At 68.5% G+C, this 16441-nt stretch carries 18 protein-coding genes, 1 tRNA gene and 1 other RNA gene; 10 read left to right on the forward strand and 10 right to left on the reverse strand.

Annotated features, from left to right (window positions below; translation table 11 throughout):
- Window positions 1-22 precede the first annotated feature (22 nt).
- The 3 genes from IEY21_RS00890 to IEY21_RS00900 all read right to left on the reverse strand — a co-directional run bounded on the left by IEY21_RS00890 (window position 23) and on the right by IEY21_RS00900 (window position 2890).
- Complete coding sequence (locus IEY21_RS00890) at window positions 23-1336, reverse strand: NHL repeat-containing protein (protein WP_188900362.1); 1314 nt, start codon at window positions 1334-1336, stop codon at window positions 23-25.
- Window positions 1337-1488: 152 nt separating this feature from the next.
- A complete protein-coding gene (locus IEY21_RS00895; RefSeq protein ID WP_188900364.1) occupies window positions 1489-1932 on the reverse strand; it encodes a (4Fe-4S)-binding protein in 444 nt (147 codons plus the stop codon).
- Entirely contained in the window at window positions 1910-2890 is a 981-nt protein-coding gene (locus IEY21_RS00900) for a helix-turn-helix transcriptional regulator (protein WP_188900366.1), read from the reverse strand. The genes IEY21_RS00895 and IEY21_RS00900 overlap by 23 nt, the downstream gene beginning before the upstream one ends.
- Before the next feature lie 71 nt (window positions 2891-2961).
- Here IEY21_RS00900 and IEY21_RS00905 point away from each other — a divergent pair, with 71 nt between their 5' ends.
- From IEY21_RS00905 to IEY21_RS00925, 5 genes are read left to right on the forward strand one after another with little or no spacing between them, the layout of a single operon-like run.
- Window positions 2962-3486: a DinB family protein gene (locus tag IEY21_RS00905; protein ID WP_188900368.1), complete on the forward strand. Its 525-nt coding sequence runs from the start codon at window positions 2962-2964 to the stop codon at window positions 3484-3486.
- Window positions 3483-3671, forward strand: coding sequence for a hypothetical protein (locus IEY21_RS00910; protein ID WP_188900370.1), 189 nt, complete (start codon window positions 3483-3485; stop codon window positions 3669-3671). Before IEY21_RS00905 ends, IEY21_RS00910 begins: the two co-directional genes overlap by 4 nt.
- Window positions 3672-3711: 40 nt before the next feature.
- The gene (locus IEY21_RS00915) at window positions 3712-4008 is read left to right on the forward strand and encodes a DUF1905 domain-containing protein (RefSeq protein ID WP_229752738.1); all 297 of its coding nucleotides are present in this window, start codon (window positions 3712-3714) and stop codon (window positions 4006-4008) included.
- A gap of 20 nt (window positions 4009-4028) precedes the next feature.
- The gene (locus tag IEY21_RS00920; RefSeq protein ID WP_188900372.1) at window positions 4029-4550 is read left to right on the forward strand and encodes a DinB family protein; all 522 of its coding nucleotides are present in this window, start codon (window positions 4029-4031) and stop codon (window positions 4548-4550) included.
- Window positions 4550-5065, forward strand: a complete 516-nt coding sequence (locus IEY21_RS00925) for a DinB family protein (RefSeq protein ID WP_188900374.1) — start codon at window positions 4550-4552, stop codon at window positions 5063-5065. The genes IEY21_RS00920 and IEY21_RS00925 overlap by 1 nt, the downstream gene beginning before the upstream one ends.
- Window positions 5066-5143: 78 nt before the next feature.
- On the opposite strand, the gene ftsH is transcribed toward IEY21_RS00925, so the two are convergent.
- Window positions 5144-7015, reverse strand: a complete 1872-nt coding sequence (gene ftsH, locus IEY21_RS00930) for an ATP-dependent zinc metalloprotease FtsH (RefSeq protein ID WP_188900376.1) — start codon at window positions 7013-7015, stop codon at window positions 5144-5146.
- Window positions 7016-7284: 269 nt separating this feature from the next.
- Between ftsH and IEY21_RS00935 the strand changes: the two genes are divergently transcribed.
- A complete protein-coding gene (locus tag IEY21_RS00935; protein WP_188900378.1) occupies window positions 7285-8697 on the forward strand; it encodes a tetratricopeptide repeat protein in 1413 nt (470 codons plus the stop codon).
- 66 nt (window positions 8698-8763) lie between these two features.
- Here IEY21_RS00935 and IEY21_RS00940 read toward each other — a convergent pair whose 3' ends face one another.
- The 4 genes from IEY21_RS00940 to IEY21_RS00955 all read right to left on the reverse strand — a co-directional run bounded on the left by IEY21_RS00940 (window position 8764) and on the right by IEY21_RS00955 (window position 13687).
- Window positions 8764-11181: a glutamine--tRNA ligase/YqeY domain fusion protein gene (locus IEY21_RS00940; protein ID WP_188900380.1), complete on the reverse strand. Its 2418-nt coding sequence runs from the start codon at window positions 11179-11181 to the stop codon at window positions 8764-8766.
- Between the two features lie 144 nt (window positions 11182-11325).
- A complete protein-coding gene (locus tag IEY21_RS00945) occupies window positions 11326-11814 on the reverse strand; it encodes a multidrug DMT transporter (RefSeq protein ID WP_229752740.1) in 489 nt (162 codons plus the stop codon).
- Between the two features lie 136 nt (window positions 11815-11950).
- Entirely contained in the window at window positions 11951-13180 is a 1230-nt protein-coding gene (locus IEY21_RS00950) for a S1C family serine protease (RefSeq protein ID WP_229752742.1), read from the reverse strand.
- Window positions 13181-13312: 132 nt separating this feature from the next.
- Entirely contained in the window at window positions 13313-13687 is a 375-nt protein-coding gene (locus IEY21_RS00955) for a hypothetical protein (protein WP_188900382.1), read from the reverse strand.
- Window positions 13688-13837: 150 nt separating this feature from the next.
- On the opposite strand from IEY21_RS00955, the gene IEY21_RS00960 reads away from it, so the two are divergent.
- Both IEY21_RS00960 and IEY21_RS00965 read left to right on the forward strand, forming a co-directional pair.
- Complete coding sequence (locus tag IEY21_RS00960) at window positions 13838-14578, forward strand: LexA family transcriptional regulator (RefSeq protein WP_188900384.1); 741 nt, start codon at window positions 13838-13840, stop codon at window positions 14576-14578.
- 20 nt (window positions 14579-14598) lie between these two features.
- On the forward strand, window positions 14599-15066 hold the full coding sequence (locus IEY21_RS00965; protein WP_268237759.1) for a gamma-glutamylcyclotransferase family protein: 468 nt from the start codon (window positions 14599-14601) through the stop codon (window positions 15064-15066).
- A gap of 57 nt (window positions 15067-15123) precedes the next feature.
- Here the strand turns inward: IEY21_RS00965 and rpsO are convergent, their stop codons facing one another.
- Window positions 15124-15399: a 30S ribosomal protein S15 gene (gene rpsO / locus IEY21_RS00970; RefSeq protein ID WP_188900386.1), complete on the reverse strand. Its 276-nt coding sequence runs from the start codon at window positions 15397-15399 to the stop codon at window positions 15124-15126.
- A 216-nt stretch (window positions 15400-15615) separates the two neighbouring features.
- On the opposite strand from rpsO, the gene IEY21_RS00975 reads away from it, so the two are divergent.
- Window positions 15616-15699 (forward strand) — tRNA-Leu (locus tag IEY21_RS00975).
- Between the two features lie 122 nt (window positions 15700-15821).
- Window positions 15822-15920, forward strand: an RNA gene (gene ffs / locus IEY21_RS00980) — signal recognition particle sRNA small type.
- Window positions 15921-15998: 78 nt separating this feature from the next.
- Here the strand turns inward: ffs and IEY21_RS00985 are convergent.
- Entirely contained in the window at window positions 15999-16397 is a 399-nt protein-coding gene (locus tag IEY21_RS00985; RefSeq protein WP_188900388.1) for a hypothetical protein, read from the reverse strand.
- Between the last annotated feature and the right edge of the window lie 44 nt (window positions 16398-16441).

The following is a 16441-nucleotide window of genomic DNA, read 5'->3' on the forward strand; positions in this document are numbered from 1 at the left end:
ACCCGCCGCCCGCCGGGGACCGTTACGGGAACATGCGGGCGGCGATCAGGTTGGAAAACCCGCTTCTGCGCCCGCCGGTGCCCAGCCCCAGCAGCCGGCCGTTCTTGAGCACAGCCACGGCGCTGAACTCGGCCAGGCCGTTGGTGGCGGTACACGGCGGGCACAGGGCCACATGCGACAGACCGCTCGAGCCGAAGCTGGGGTCCAGCGTACCGTTGGGGCGAAAGCGCGCCAGGTTGCCCTGCAGGGTTGGCGCAAAGCGTTCGGAGGTCAGCACGCTCGCGGTCAGCCGGTTCTGTTGATCCTGCACCAGGCCGCTGATGACAAAGTCACCGCCGTCCGCGGCCTCCAAGGTGGCGTGGCCCGCCGTGCCGAAGGTAGAGTCGGGAGCGCCGCCCGGCAGCAGGCGCCACAGGCCGCCCGTTCCGCCGACCACCACCCGGCCGGTGTTGAGCACGAGCAGGGTCTGGCCGGTCCCGGAGGGTCCAAAATCCAGTGTGGTCTGCCCCCCGGTGCCGTAGCCGGGGTCGGGCTGCCCGGTCTGGGTCAGGCGCTGGACCTGCGTGCGGGCGGCCGTTCCGTCGGCGGCGTTGGTCAGCACCAGAAAGCGCTCGGCCGGGTCCATCACGACGTCCTGAATCCAGCCGCTCACTGCCAGCGCAGCGAAACCGTTCGTACCGAAGGTGGGATCTGCCTCACCGCCCCGCCGGAACCGGGCCAGACCGCCCGAGCCAACCACCACCACCTTGCCGTCCGACTGGATCAGCACGGCCAGCACCTCGCCCACCGAGAGGCCGGGCGCCACCTGGCCCCGCACGCCGAACGAGGGGTCCGGCTGGCCCGATGGCAGCAGGCGCGACAGCGTGAGGCCGTCGTTGTCGGCGCTGGAGCGGGCGACCACGATGCGCTGGGGATCCTGACACTCGGCCCCCCAGTCGTTGTAGCGGTTGGCGCCCTGGGGACACTGCAGGGCCGCCATCGCCGTGGTGCCCAGGAAGGTGGTCGCCCCGGAGTCGTTAAACGCCATGTCCGGCTGGCCACCGGCCGTGAGGCGCCGCAGGAAGGACGTGAGCTGACCTCCCTTCGCGCCGTGGCCCACCATCACCACCTGACCGTCGCTCTGGACCAGCGCCCTGGCCAGCCAGGTTCGGTGGCCCTCCAGACTGGCCACCCCCCGTTCCCCGTAGGCCGGGTCCAGCGTGCCGGAGGACCCCACGGCCAGCGACGACAGGGCCGCCGTGCCCCCCGCTTCGGTGCTGCCGGTGACCGGAGCGGTGCCGCAGCCCACCAGCACAAGACCCAGAACGAACATCCACCGTCCACGTCCTCGCTTCATACCGTCTCCTCGTCTTGTCGGGCTTGAGACCTCCACTGTGGGCTTTCTCACCATAAGGAACTGTAAAAAACCTACTTAACCCTTGGCGGATCAAGGGGGAAACAGGACGCAGGTGGAGAAGGGCAATATGCAGGTGAAGAGAACGCGACCGTTCAGTCGGCGCTGCGCCAGCCCACCCGGGCGTGGGTGCCGTCACAGAAGGGTTTGTTCGCGCTGTGACCGCAGCGGCACAGCGTGACACGGACGTCGCGGACCTCGCCGGCTGGGGTCTGAATGCTCAGGTTACCCGTCACGGTGAGGGGGCCGTCAGGAATGGGCAACACCGTCGTGGGATCAGCGGGGGCCTCCGCGGGACCGTCGTCAAGGCGGTAATGCAGCGCCCCGGTGGGACAGGTGCGGACCACGGCGGCCACGCGCCCGGCGGGGGCCTGGCCCGGCTGAATCCACGGGCGCTGCGCGGTATCAAAGACGTCGGGCAGGCCGCGCACGCAATTGGCGACATGCACGCAGCGCCGCGCGTCGTAGTACACCGTGATGCCGGGGGCCGGGTAGGCCTTGCCCTGCGCCAGCTCCTCAGGGGTGGGGGGGAGGGTCATGGTTCAGTGTAGGGGCAGCCAGCGCCGCGCACCGTGCCGAGAACGCGGCAAACACCCGGCGCAGTTCCGGGGGTTCATCCACCCGCACCCCGCAGTCCAGCCCGAGCAGCAGCGCGGCGAAGTCTTCAAGCCGCTCGCGCTGACAGCGCACCCGGGTGCCTCCGGCCTCGGCCACCAGATCGGTGAACCACACGGACAGGCGGCCGCGCAACTCTCCGGGCGGCGCGGCCAGCCACACACTGATGTGGTGGGTCCGGGGCGGGTCCGGCAGACTGGCCTGCAGGAAGGCCAGGGCATCAAAGTCGGGCGGCGCCTCAAAGCCGCTGCTCAGCACATGCAGGTCGTCCATGCGGTCGAGTCGGAAGGACCGGAGCGCCTGACGCAGGTGGCAGCGGCCCACCACATACCACCGGCCGTCCAAGTGCAGGGCGCGGTACACGTCCATCTGCCGGCGCGTTGGGCGGCCATGCAGGTCGGTGTAGCCGAATTCCACCGTCCGGGCCGCGCGGACCGCCGCGAGCACCTCTGCGAGCAGCGCCGCGTCCGCCTGCACCACCCACGGCGAGGAGTCCAGCTGCACCGCCGCCGAGAGCGCCTGCACCGTCTCGCGCAGGGCCTGCGGCAGCGTGCGGGCCAGCTTGGCGCCCGCCGCATGGGCCGCCGGGACCAGCGCCCCCAGCCCCAGGTGCCGCAGCGACAGCAGCCCCAGCGCCAGACTCAGCGCCTCCTCGTCCGTGAACATCAGCGGGGGCAGCCGGAAGCCGGGCCTCAGGTGATACGCCCCGCCCACGCCGCGCCGCCCCTCCACCGGAATCCCCAGGTCCTGCAGGCGGGCCACGTAGCGCTGCACCGTGCGCGGGCTGACCTCCAGCAGCGCGGCGAGTTCCGCGCCGGTCACGCTTTCGCGGGACTGCAGAACTTCCAGCACCGTGAGCACCCGCATGGAGGGGTCGTACATGGGCGTATCCTGGCATACAAAAACGACAGGACCTGACGGGAATACCCGTTACGCTGTGGGCGGAGGTCAAGATGACAAATACGTCCGTTGTTGAAGTGTCTCCCGCCGTGGGTTCCGGGTCCCCCAGGGTTCTTTCGGTCGCCGATGTCCTGGCGCACTGGCAGGGCCACCGCTGCCTGACCCGCCGGGTGATCGAGGCCTTTCCCGAAGACCGGCTGTTCAGCTTTACCGCCGCTCCGCCGATGCGGACCTTCGGCGAACTGACGCTGGAACTGTGGGGGTTGACCGGCTACCACCTGAGGGGCCTGACCACCGACGACTGGAGCTGGCAGCCCCCCGAATCCTCCGATCTGAACACCCGCGCCGCCGTGCTGGACGCCTGGGATGCGCAGACCCCACAGCTGGAATCCGCCTTCGCCGGGGTGGAGCCCGGGTGGTTCACCACCGCGCAGGACATGGCCTGGGGCCGCTTCTCTCCGCAGCAGAGCGTGGCCTTCGCGGTGGACAACGAGATTCACCACCGGGGGCAGGGGTACGTGTACCTGCGGGCACTGGGTATCGAGCCGCCCGCCTTCTATGACTACATGGGGCCGTGAGCAATGTTGCCACCGGCTCCTTCACCGTGCCGCCACGCGCCGGGGCCCGCGCACAGGCCATGTCCGGGACCGGGCACCGGCTGCTGGGCAGACAGTGGAACGGTCGGCTGAGCGGTGGGCTGATGCTGGAGACCGTGGACCGGGTCCACCAGGACACCCTCGAAGACACACTGCCTGAAGCCTGAGCCGACGCGGCTTCAGCTCCTACGACACACGCTGCGGTGAATGATGTCCATGACCCTTAAATTCAGCGGTCCCGTCTGGTACTGGAAAGGCCCAGCCCCGCACTATTTTGTGACGGTCCCCGCCGAACAGGCCCAGGCCATCAGGGCGGCGGCCCGGTTCGTCACCTACGGCTGGGGCATGATTCCGGTCAGGGCCAGGGTGAGCGGCACCGAATGGAAAACGTCACTGTTTCCCAAAGATGGGTTGTACATTCTGCCGGTCAAGCTGGCGGTTCGAAAGGCCGAAAAGATCGGGGAAGGCGACCAAGTGACTGTGCACATGCAGGTGGGCGGATGACGCCGGCCAAAGGAGAATTCATGACCGATCTGAGCCTGCTCCACGAATCATTTGCCCGCAACGGGCGCGTCAATGCCTTCTTGCTGAACGCCCTGACCGACGCCGACTTTGCCCTGTCCGGTGGACGGGGTGGGTGGACCGTGGAGCAACACCTGCGGCATATGGCCCGCTTCCGGGTGGGCTGGCTGTGGAATCTGTCGCGCGCCCATGCCGGGCCACTGCTGGACCCGGCACGCAAGGATGCGGACGGAGATCCCGAGTGGCGCTGGCAGGACAGCCCGCCGCACGAGCTGGCGGCCGCCTTTGCCGCTGGGGACACGGCGGCACTGAAGGCAGTTCAGGACGCGCTGGACGGGAACCGTGCCTTCGACGATCCCTGGGGGGAAGGCGCGTACCAGACGAATCCCGCCCACTTTCTGCAACACACCATCGTCCACGACAGCCACCACCGGGGGCAGGTGCTGGCCCTGCTGCGGATGGGCGGGCGCACGGCACAGGACATGGACGCCCTGGACGCACACTGGGCCATCTGGAGGGCGTAGTGAAGATTCCTGAACTGTATGACTACCTGAGGCGCGCCCGCCGTGACCTGTGGTCCACGCTGGAAGCTGTGCCGGATGAGGTGCTGTCCCGCCCCGTGCTGGACGGAGAACGGTTCCACAGCATCAAGGATCTGGTGGCGCATACGGCCAGCGTGGAGGACGGCTGGCTTCACTACACCATCTTGCGGGACCCGCCCGTGAAGGATTGCTTTCCCGTGCTGAAGGAGACCAGGGACGGTCCTGTCTTCGGCGCCTTTCCGCTCTCAGATCTGCTGGATTACTGGCGAGCAGTGGAGGCCAGTACCGTGGTCTACCTGTCCACACTGACCGACGCCGATCTGGACCGGGTGGTGGAGGACACGCCCGAAGAACACTTCAAACTGGACGGTCTGCTGTGGCACGTCATGTTGCACGAGGTCCGGCACACCGCACAGATCGCCGCACTGTTGCGGACACAGGGCGTCCGGCCGCCGTCAATGGACCTGCTGTTTTACCTGCCGAACCTCAAGTCATAGGTCACCGGCAGGGCGCAGGAGAAACAGACACGAAAAAACCCCCGCATCTCGGCGGGGGCTTTTCATTGAAGTGAAGGTTTATGCCGTGGTCTGCGGCATGGGCATCTGCGGGTTGCCCACTTTCGCCACGGCGTCGCGCACCACGTCACCGGTGATCAGTTCCTGGCTCAGCAGGGCGTCGGCAACCTCGTGCATGGCAGCCTTGTACTCGCTGACGATCTCACGGGCACGCTCGAAGGCGCGGGTCAGGATGCGCTTGACATCCTCGTCCACCAGCTGGCTGGTGTGCTCGCTGAAGGCCTTGGGCCGGGCCATGTCCTCGCCTAGGAACACCGGGCCGGAGTCGCTGGACAGGGCCATGTTCTTGAAGTTCTCGCCCATGCCCCACTCCAGCACCATCTTGCGGGCGATGTTGGTCGCCTTGCGGAAGTCGTCGGCGGCGCCCGAGGTCACGCTGCCCATGAACACTTCCTCGGCAGCGCGTCCGCCCAGGGCCACGACCAGCTGGTTCTCCAGGCGCTCCTTGCTCATCAGCACCTGCTCTTCGGGCAGGTAGAACGCCGCGCCCAGCGCCCGTCCACGCGGAATAATGCTGACCTTCTGCAGCTTGTCGCTGCCCGGAATCACGGCGGCCGTGATGGCGTGCCCGGCCTCGTGGTACGCGATGGCCTTCTTTTCCTCGGGACTGATGGTCAGCGAGCTGTTTTCCAGGCCCAGCGTGATCTTGTCCAGCGCGCGGTAGAAATCGCTCATGTCGATCTGGGTCTTGCTCAGGCGGGCGGCTTCCAGCGCGGCCTCGTTGGTGATGTTCTTGAGGTCCGCCCCCGAGAAGTACGGCGTGCTCTTGGCAACCTCATTCACGTCCACGCCTTCGGCCAGCGGCTTGTTGCGCAGGTGGACCTTGAGGATGGCCTCGCGCTCTTTCATGTTGGGCAGGTCAATGGTGACCTGACGGTCGAAGCGGCCGGGGCGCAGCAGCGCCGGGTCCAGCACGTCGGGGCGGTTGGTCGCGCCCAGCACAATCACGTTGCTGGACTTGTCGAAGCCGTCCATCTCCGAGAGGATCTGGTTGAGGGTCTGCTCACGCTCGTCGTGTCCGCCGCCGATGCCCGCACCGCGCTTGCGGCCAATCGAGTCGATCTCGTCGATGAACATGATGGCGGGCGCACTCTTGCGGGCGTCCTCGAACAGGGCGCGCACGCGGCTGGCGCCGACGCCCACGAACATCTCCATGAACTCCGAGGCGCTCACCGAGAAGAACGGAACGTCCGCCTCGCCGGCAATCGCGCGGGCCAGCAGCGTCTTACCGGTGCCGGGAGGGCCGACGAGCAGCACGCCCTTGGGGATCTCGGCACCGATCTGGTGGTACTTGCCGGGATTTTTCAGGAAATCCACGACCTCGATCAGTTCCTTCTTGGCTTCCTCGTGTCCGGCCACGTCCGTGAACTTGGTCTGGACGCGGTTTTCCTTGCCGTACTTCTTGGCCTTGCTCTGCCCGAACTGCATGACGCCGCTCTGGCCGCCCTGGGCGCGCATGAAGAAGAAGTACATCAGACCAATCAGCAGGATGATGGGCAGGAAGTTCAGCAGGATGCCCAGCCACTGGCTGGGAGCCTCGAAGCGGTAGTCCACGCCCCGGGTTTCCAGCTGGTTGATCAGGCTGCTGTCGGGGGTGGCGAGGCTGCTGGGCAGCCGCACCGTGAAGGCGCTGAGGTCGGTGGTGCGGGCCGGCTGGTTGCCCTGGGTGGGCAGGTCAACCTGCGTGGGCCCCTTGAGGGTCACGGTGGCATTGCTTTCACGGACAATGACCTGCTGCACGCGGTCTTGCTCCAGCAGCGATTTGAATTCGTTATAGTTGACATTGACGCGTCCGGTAGACGGCATCTGCGAGAACATCAAAAACAGTGCCAGGACGAATAACACGATCAGCCAGGGATTGAGCCGCCTCAAGAACGTTCCTCCAGGGGGAAAAGTAGGGGTGGGGCGGACTTCGCCCCTTCTAGACTTGAGTGTACCAGACTCAAGGTGCATGAAATTGTCCCGATTTCACACCTGCGCTTTAACGTTCCGAAACTCAGGTGGTGGGGGGCCGGTGGTGGGGGCAGGTGAGTCAGGGCCATGCAACACAGTCCTCCGCCCTGCGCTTCTTCTGCGCCGGTTCTGCGCTGGCCCATGCGGCGTGCGGTCCACCCGGAAGGGATGGACTATCCTGACGGAGAATGATTGACGCGGACACCACCTGGCAACAGGCTTGCACGGCCCTGGCCGGAGGAGATTACGAGGCGGCCTTTGTCGTGCTGGACGCTGCCCTGTCCGAGGCGGCCCGGCCCGAACGTGCCCGCATCTGGCTGTACCTGGCGAGCGTGCATGCGCTGTACGGCGACCCGGCCACCACACAGGTGGCCGAGGCGCTGCGCCAGGCGCGCACCCTGGACGCCGGGGTGAGAACGGCCCCCCTGTATCTGGCCCTCAGCGCCGAACTCGATGCCCGCACCCGTGGGCCAGACGCCGCCCTGCCCGGCCCGGAGGTGCGGGAAGCCGCCGACCCGGTGGCGCGCTTTCATGCGGTGTGTGCCCTGGCCCTGGCCGAGCAGCCTCAGGGGGCCCTGGACCTGCATCTGGCGAGCAGCGAACTGCCCATCCACCTGCGCTGGCGTCTGCGGTCGTGGCAGGCCGATGCCCAGGAGGGACTGGGCCATACCGTGGACGCCATTCACCTGTATGGCGAGGCGGCCCATCTGGCCGGCGGCATGGACCGCGCGGTGATGTTGCAGGAACAGGCCGCCCTGCTGCTGCAAAACGGCCAGCCTGCCGAGGCCAAGGGCGCGCTGGACAGTGCCCGGTTGCTGTACGGCTCCCCGGCGGGCGCACAGCCCGACGATGAAGGGCTGAATCTGGCGACCTGGCACTACCTGCGGGCCCAGGCGCTGCTGCATCTGGAGCAGCCCGAGGCCGCCTTCGAGATGATTCGTGAGGCGGGCCGTCTGGAACAGCAGCACGGAGACCCGAGCTACGGCGTGGCGCTGGTCCGGGGGCAGGTGCTGAGCCATCTGGGCCGTCCCGAGGAGGCCATCGCTGCCTTCGAGGCCGCGCTGGCCCTGGCCGAGGAAGGCGACCGCCCGTATGCCCACCACGAGCTGGGCGTGGTCCTGCTGGACCTGGACCGCCCGCTGGAAGCCCGCGAGCGGCTGGAAGCGGCCCTGAGCATCCCCGATTATCCGTACCAGCCCGAGGTTCTGGCCGACATTGCCGAGTGCGACTACCGTCTGGGACGCATGCCCGAGGCGCAGATGGCCGCCGAGCAGGCGCTGGCGCAGGGCGCGGTGGTGCCGGCCAGCCTGGTGCTGGGCAGCGTGGCCCTGGATTACTTTCAGCTGGACGACGCCCTGGAGCATTACGAACGCGTGATCCGTGAGGCCGCCCCGGACAGCCGCGACTGGATCACTGGACACCAGATGGCCGCCGACGTGATGGCGCAGCAGGGTTTTCCCGATCCGGCGGCGGCCTATGCCCACGCCCAGCAGGCCCTGAAGCATACCCCCGAGAGCGACGACTGGTTCGTGACCCTGCGCGACCACCTGGGCAAGGCGCAGGCCCTGATGGGCCAGCAGGACGGACGCATGCTGAACTGAGCGAACCGCCGGTATACATGACGGGCCGGCGCATAAGGCCGGCCCGTTCGCGTGTTGGGCCGTCGCTCAGCGTGCGGACGGTGCCAGGGCCTCGCCCAGCACCTGCGCGACCCGGCCCGGCTCGGCCTTGCCGCGGGTCGCGCGCATCACCTGACCGGTGAAGAAGCCCAGCAGGGCGGTCTTGCCGTCCCGGTAGGCCTGCACCTCGGCCGGATGCCGCTCCAGCACCTCGCGGACGGTGCGGGTCAGCTCAGTGTCGTCCAGCCCCGCGGCCAGCCCCTCACGCTCGATGATGGCGGCGGGGGCTTCGCCAGAGGCGACGGCGCGGGCCAGGGCGTCGCGGGCCACGCGGGAGGTCACGGTGCCCGAGGCGAGCAACTGTGCCAGTGGGGCCAGGTCGGCGGCCAGCACCCGGGCCGTGCCTGCCCGCAGCGCGGCCGCCAGGTCATTGACCGTCCACGAGGCCGCCTGCGCGAAGGTCTCGCCGGGCTGGGCGCCGTCCAGAAAGGCCAGCAGCGCCGGGTCGCGCGCCACCGTCCGCGCGTCGGCCTCGGCCGCGCCCCGTGCGGTCAGCCGCGCCATGTCCGCTTCCTGTTCGGGCGTCAGGGCAGGCTGGGTGCTGGGGGCAGCTTCTGCCCCGGCCTTCGGCCTGGGGTCCGCGGCGCGGGGGCGGCGTTCCTCGGCCTTCGGGGCTTTCTGGCCGCCCCCCGCCCAGGCATCTTTCAGGGTGATGATCCGGCCGAACACCAAGGCATCCTCGCGGCTGTCCACAGGGTCGCGCCAGAAGTAGCCCTGCCGCTCGAACTGGTAGCGGGTCTCGGGCGGGTCATGGGCCACGCTCGCCTCCACATAGCCGCGCGTGACGCGCAGGCTGTCGGGGTTGAGGTGGCGCAGGAAGCCGGTGTCGGGCGGGCCGCTGTCATGGCCCGGTTGCTCGGGATCAAAGTCGGGGGTGGGGGAGTCGCCCTGTTCACCGTCTGGATTGGAAACACGGAACAGGCGGTCGTACAGCCGGAATTCGGCGGGAACGGCCTGTTCGGCACTGACCCAGTGAATCACGCCGCCCGCCCTGGCATCCTCGTCCAGCAGGGTGGCCCGGATGTGGGTGACCTGCCCCGTGCCGTCGGTTTCAAAGCTGTCCGCGCGGATGATGCCCGCGCCGCGCAGCCGGACCGTGCCGCCGGGCGTCAGGCGCCGGAACCCCTTGGGCGGATCAGCGCTGAAGTCCTCGCGCTCGATGTACAGCTCACGGCTCAGGGGCACGTCCCGAACCGCCCGCTCCGGGGATACGCGCTCGCCCGTGGGCAGCGCCACCAGCCCGTCGGGGGAGGCTGCCACCACGTCATGTGGCCAGTACGGCACGCTCAGGCGGCGCTCTGCGTCCAGTCCCTGCAAGGTCACGCGCACCGGGTCCAGCACCGCCATCACGCGCGGCGCCCGGTGGTTCAGGTCGTCGCGCACCGCGTTCTCGTAGACGGCAATGTCCACGGTGCGGTTGGTGCGGCTGACCCCGATCGCGCTGGCAAAGGCCTTGACCGCCTCCGGCGTGACCCCCAGGCGCCGCTGGGCGCGCAGGGTGGGCATGCGGGGATCATCCCAGCCGCTGACCACGCCGCTCTGGACCAGCTGGCGCAGCTTGCGTTTGGACACCACGGTGTATTCCAGGCTGCGCCGCCCGAACTCGTACTGGTGGGGGCGCGGCGAGAACGCCAGACGTTCCATCAGCCAGTCGTAGATGGCGCGGTTGTCCACGAATTCCAGGCTGCACATGCTGTGTGTAACGCCCTCGATGGCGTCCTGCAGCGGGTGCTGGAAGTCGTACATGGGATAGATGCACCACGCGTCGCCCGCGCGGTAATGCCACGCCCGCAGGATGCGGTACAGCACCGGGTCGCGCAGCTTCATGTTGGGGCTGCTCAGGTCAATCCTGGCCCGCAGCACGTGGGCGCCGTCCTCGAACTCTCCGGCCCGCATGCGGCGGAACAGATCCAGGTTCTCGGCCACGCTTCGGTCCCGGTAGGCACTCGGGGTGCCGGGCGTGCGGGGGTCGCCGCGCAAGCGCGCCATCTCGTCGCCGCTCACGCTGTCCACGTACGCGTCGCCCTGGGTGATCAGCTGCTCGGCGTAGGCGTAGTAGCGCTCGAAGTTGTCCGAGGCGTAGTACAGGTGTTCGCCCCAGTCCCAGCCCAGCCAGCGCAGATCGTCGATGATGGCGTCGGCAAACTCCTGGGACTCGCCTTCCGGATTGGTGTCGTCCAGCCGCAGGTGGTAGCGGCCTCCGTACTGCACAGCGGTCTGGAAATCCAGAAACGAGGCGAAGGTGTGGCCCAGGTGCGCGTAGCCGTTGGGCTCGGGCGGAAAGCGGGTCACGATCTGCGCGTACCGGCCTTCTTGCAGGTCACGCTCAATGATCTCGGTGATGAAGTTGGAGGCCACCCGCGTGGGCGCAGCGGTGGAGTGGGGCGAGGTGTCCGGCGCGGTCATAACCTTCAGCATACCCGCGCTGTGGCGGGCAAAGTGGAGGGCGGTCCGCAGTGGGGGGCAGTGGGCGCGGGCGCGGTCGGGCGTGGGGAGGTCAGGACCAGTTCGCCTCCCCGCGCTTTCTGTGGCCGCCGTGCCCCGGTGGGATCAGGCCGCCGGCTGTTCCGGGCCGCCGCCCTCGCCCTCTGCCGCGCGCCGGCCCCGGGAGGAACGTTCGGCGGGCGCCTCGGTCGGGGCAGCCGGAGACGTCCCGGCGGGGGCCACGGCAATGCGGGCCAGGGTGTCCGCAAAGGCCTTCAGGGCGTCGCCGCCCTCCAGGTCGGCCACCGCGCGGGCATTCAGCGCGCCGAGTTCCTCGCGGGTCACGGCGTATTCAGGGGCGTCGTGGCCCTTGAGGCCCTGCAGCACCCGGTACGCGGTGGCGGCCTCGATCCGAGCACCCTTGGTGGTCGTCAGGCCCGAATCGCTGAGCATGTCCGCGCCGATCAGGGTGATCTGATTGGGGCTGATCAGGGTCACGCGGTCGCCGCGTTCCTCCATGTGGGCGGCCAGCTGCAACAACCCCCGCAGGTCGAGCATCTGGTGGAAGAGGTCGAGGTGGGCCAGCATCGCACCTGCTTTCTTGAGGGTGTCCATGCCTGCATTATTCTGTTTTCAGCGTAAATGTCAAGGGGTGTTCTTGAAAATCGCCGGGTGGTCCCGGTTCCGGCAGCGTGGGTGCCCGGAAACGCGGCGGGAGAGGTTCGTTCCCGCCGCGTTTCCGGGGCCGTTCTCAGTTGCCGATCTCGCTGCTGCCGGTCAGGGTCACCTTGACCTGCAGGGTGCGCTCGTCGCGCCGCACGGTCAGGATGATGGTGTCGCCCGGCGCGTACGCCCGCACGGCGTACTGGAACTCGCTGAAGTTCAGGATGCGTTTGCCGTTCACGGCGGTCACGATGTCTCCCGAGACGCGCTGCGACTGGTCGTTGAGGACCAGGGGCTTGAGGCCGGCCTTCTCGGCGGGCCCTCCCGGCGACAGCGAGGTGAAGAACGCTCCGGGAGTGTCGCCCAGTTTGAGCAGTCCGCTGAGCCGTTTGAAGTTCTCGGCGTCCAGAGCGAACAGCGCGTCAAAGGGCTGACTCAGGTAGATGCCGATGACCGGGGCATCCTTCTTGACCCCCTGGCGCAGCTCGGCCAGGCGGGTGTCGCTGGCTGTGACCGGCACGGCGAACGACGCCGAGTCGCCCGCCCGGCTCAGGCTGATGTAGCTGACCACCCCGGTGACCTCGCCCCGGGTGTTGAGGACCGGGCCACCGCTGTCGCCGGGAACGAGCGGGGCGTTCATCTGCAGGGTACCGGGGGGAAAGTCGGCGCGTCCGGCGTCGGCGTTCACGCCAGTCAGGCGGCCGGATTTGTCCAGCAGAAAGGCTCCCCCGCCGTTGCCGACGGCGAGCAGCGCGTCGCCCACGCTGGGCCCCGAGGCGGCCAGCGGCAGAAAGGGCGTGCCCCGCGGGACCGCCACCCGCAGCAGCGCCAGATCGTCCTGATCGCTGTAGCCCACGACCTCCACCGGGTAGCGCTTTTTGTCCAGCGTCTGGGCGCTGAGCGTCCGGGCCCGGGCCACCACGTGGTAGGCCGTCAGGGCCAGTCCATCGGCCGAGATCAGGACCGCCGAGCCGATGCCGTCAGGCTCGACGCAGTTGGTGGGCACACACTGCTCGATGCGCAGCGTGGCGGGCCGCACCTTGGTGAACAGGGCCTTGAGCATCTGCCGTTCCATGTCCGTGAGCGGCTTGGCCGTGTTGCTCTGGCTGTCCGTGACCGCACCGTTCTGGGTGCGCCGCTGGCCCAGCTCGGTTCCCTGAACAGGCGGAACCTTTGCCTGCGGGGCTGTTTGCGCCTGAACCAGTCCGGCGGGCCCACCCAGGCCGCCCAGCAGCGTGCCGGACAGCAGCAGGAGGCGAAGGTGGAACATCCGGCCCTGGCGGTGCTGGCGCGGAAGGCGGCCTGGTGTGGCGTTCATGATTCATTGTGCGTGGTGAAGGCAGAGGGGGTCTGTGGCAGGACTTTCCATTGTTGTTTACCGCGAGTCCACAGTGTTTGCCCGCCTGCTTTTTGCCTGTAGCAGGAGATACAGACGCCCTCCGGCCCTCCCTCAGGATGGACCGCGCCCGCTGTCCTCCGGCGGCTCCGGGGCGAACAGGGAGGGGGTGGGGGTCAGGCCCAGCCGGCGCTCGATCAGCGTGCCCAGCCGCGCCAGGATGCCGGGGCCGCTCCAGCCGGTCACGCAGGCGGCGGCGAGCAGCAGCGCCGGATCCACGCCGTGGGGTATGGCGGCCGTGAGCAGCGCAACCACTGTCAGGGCAGCGATGCCGGCAGCCACCCCCAGCGCCGCCGCCATGCGCACGTGCGGCGGCGCGTTCTGGGCAAGCAGCCGCGCGAGCTGGGTGACACCACCCGCCGCGAACGCCGCTCCCAGCAGCGGCGCAAGACCCAACAGCGAGGCGAGGACGGGAGGGGAAGCGGACATAGGAACCTCCGGAAAAGAACCCGATTCGAGCAGAATCCGAGTCCGTTCTCTGCCGCATACGTAATCGGGGCTTTACAGTAATATGTCTATAGACATAAAGCAAGGAGCTGGAACTCAATCCGGTCTTCACGGTTCCGCTAGAGTCGGGGCATGGAGTATGCCGCCTCGACCGTTCCTCAGGGGTCCGCCCAGCCGGCTGCCCTTCCGCCGGCGGAAGCCACGCTGGGCCGCTGGCTGCTGGAGCGGCGGCTGGCGCTGGGACTGCAGCAGGGGCAGGTCAGTGCCCGCACGCTGCAACACGGCGGGGAGCCGGGCCGGGTCACGCAGCCGTACCTCAGCCGCCTGGAACGCGGCGCCCGGCCGCTGGGCGCGCTGACTGCCCCCCGCCAGGACGCCCTGCGGCGGGCGCTGGAGATTCCGGCGGGCGAGTGGGTGGCCCGTACCGGTCTGCCGCTGCTCGCGCCGGTGCCCGGCGAGGACGTGCTCGGAACGCTGGAACTGGTGCGCGTGCCGGTGCGGGCGCTGGCGAGCGCGGGCCTGCCGTTCGCCGAGGACGCGGCCAGCGTCATTGACCACGAACTCGTGCCGCTGCGCGACCACCGCCCCGGCATGCTCGTGCTGGAAGTCCAGGGCGAGTCCATGACCACCGACACGGGGGGCCTGCGCCCCGGCGACCGCATCTATGTGGATCCCGGCGACCTGGACCTGCGCGAGGGCCGCATCTATGTCCTGCACGTGCCGGGACTGGGGCTGACCGTCAAGCGGCTGCGCAGCTACGGCGGCCCGGTGTGGTTGACCAGCGACAACCCTGACCACCCTCCGGTCAAGCCTGAGGAAGTCACGGTGGTGGGCCGGGTGTACTACCACCAGCCGCGCGGCCACCGGCTGTAGACCGGCGCTACAGTACCCCCGTGTCCGAGCCCGCGATCCCGCCTGCCGCCTGCACCACCGTCTTTGTCTACGGCACCCTGATGCCCGGCGAGCGCAACGCCCACATCGCCGCGCTGGGGGGAAGCTTCAGCGCCCAGCGCGCGGTCCTGTCGGGCCACCGGTTGCTGCACCTGCATCCCGAGGCCTACCCCGCGGTGGTTCCCGGGGAACCGGGAGACACGGTGCAGGGGCACGCCCTGACCTACCCGCCCACCGACTGGGCGGTCGCCCTGCCGTTTCTGGATGAACTGGAGGGCGTGGAGGAGGCGCCGCCCCTGTACCTGCGGCGGCAGGTCCCCCTGACCCTGGAGGACGGTTCCCCCGGGTCCGCGTGGGTCTATCTGTACGCCCTGGAGGACCGGCTGACCCGGCCCGGCGTGTGGCCGGTGCCCGGCGGCGACTGGCGCAGCGTGCCCGACCGGACGCGCACGGCGGAGAGCGACCGCTGAGCACACAGCAACAGGCCGCCTCCCTACTGGGAGGCGGCCTGCGACCAGAAAGGGACTTTAGCGAACGATGCGCTGGCCGCGGCGGATCTTGAGCTGATCCGTCAGGGCGATGTACTCGTCGTAGCTGGTGCGCTCAAGGTACTTCAGCAGGCGGCGGCGCTGGCCGTTGAGCAGCTGCAGGCCGCGCTGGCCGTGCTTGTCCTTCTTGTTGGCGGTCAGGTGAACACTCAGGTTGCTGATGCGCTCGGTGAGCAGCGCGATCTGCACGGCGGTGCTGCCGGTGTCCTTGTCGCTCTTGGCGTGGGCCTGGATGGTCTTTTTCTTGTCGATCATAGTAGAACCTCTCTTGCTTTATGAAAGTCCCGCGCGCGTCAGCCCGGAGAAAATCCACCGTTGTCCCTGCAGGGTGCCCTGGCAAGGGTCCGGCGGCTCCAACCGTTCGCGGCGGCAAACGCGAAGATACCACACCCGTCTGTCCGCGCAAGACCCCACGTCTTGACACAGTGGGGAGAGCACCCCTACTATTGCTGTCGCCCTCGTTGGACGTGTGCTCGGGTGGCGGAATTGGTAGACGCGCACGCTTGAGGGGCGTGTAGCTTAGCTGTGTGGGTTCAAGTCCCATCCCGAGCACCAGAACATAAGATCAGCGCCGGACTCTCCTGGGGGTTCGGCGCTGACCATTTGCCGGAGCCGCGCGGCTCCGTATCTCCGGGGCTTTGCCCCAGCTGCGGGAGCGTGCTATCGTTTGCGGCGCATTGCTGGCGCAACGCAGCGCGAACGCTCGAACCTGGTCAGGGCCGGAAGGCAGCAGCCATAAGGGATGATTCGTGGGTGCCGTTGCTCACCGGCAATGCTTTTTTGTTGCCCTGATGTGTTGCCCCGCAACGAAACCCAGGCCAACTTCAGCACCCAGGCCGTCTCCCCAGGCCGCCTCAGCGCGTCTTGGGCTGCAGCACCAGCGCCTGCGTTTCGCGGACCACCGCCAGCTCGCGCAGCCGCCCGGCGTCCAGATCGCCCGCCCCGGCCAGCGCCTCGGCCTTGCGGCGGTCCACGCTCGCTACCTCCAGCGTGGCGGCGTCCCCGAACACCTCGCGAAAGCGCTCCAGCGGATACTCCACCCGGCGCGAGACCTTCAGGACCGCGCGGTACAGGTCGGTCTCGGCGTGCTCCCCGCCGGCCAGCGTCGCCTTGAGCTGCGCCGCCAGCGCCTCGCGTTCGGCTTCCAGGCCCTGAATGGTGTCGCGGAGCGTGGCATAGCGTTCCAGCAGTTCCTGCGGGCTCAGCTCCTCGCCCGCCGCCTCGTCCTGAACATTGCCGTGGATGTCGGTCATGGTCCGAGGATAGGACGGCGGCGCGCCGCAGCGGATAAGATTGA

It is taken from the genome of Deinococcus aerophilus (assembly GCF_014647075.1).
Classification (GTDB): domain Bacteria; phylum Deinococcota; class Deinococci; order Deinococcales; family Deinococcaceae; genus Deinococcus; species Deinococcus aerophilus.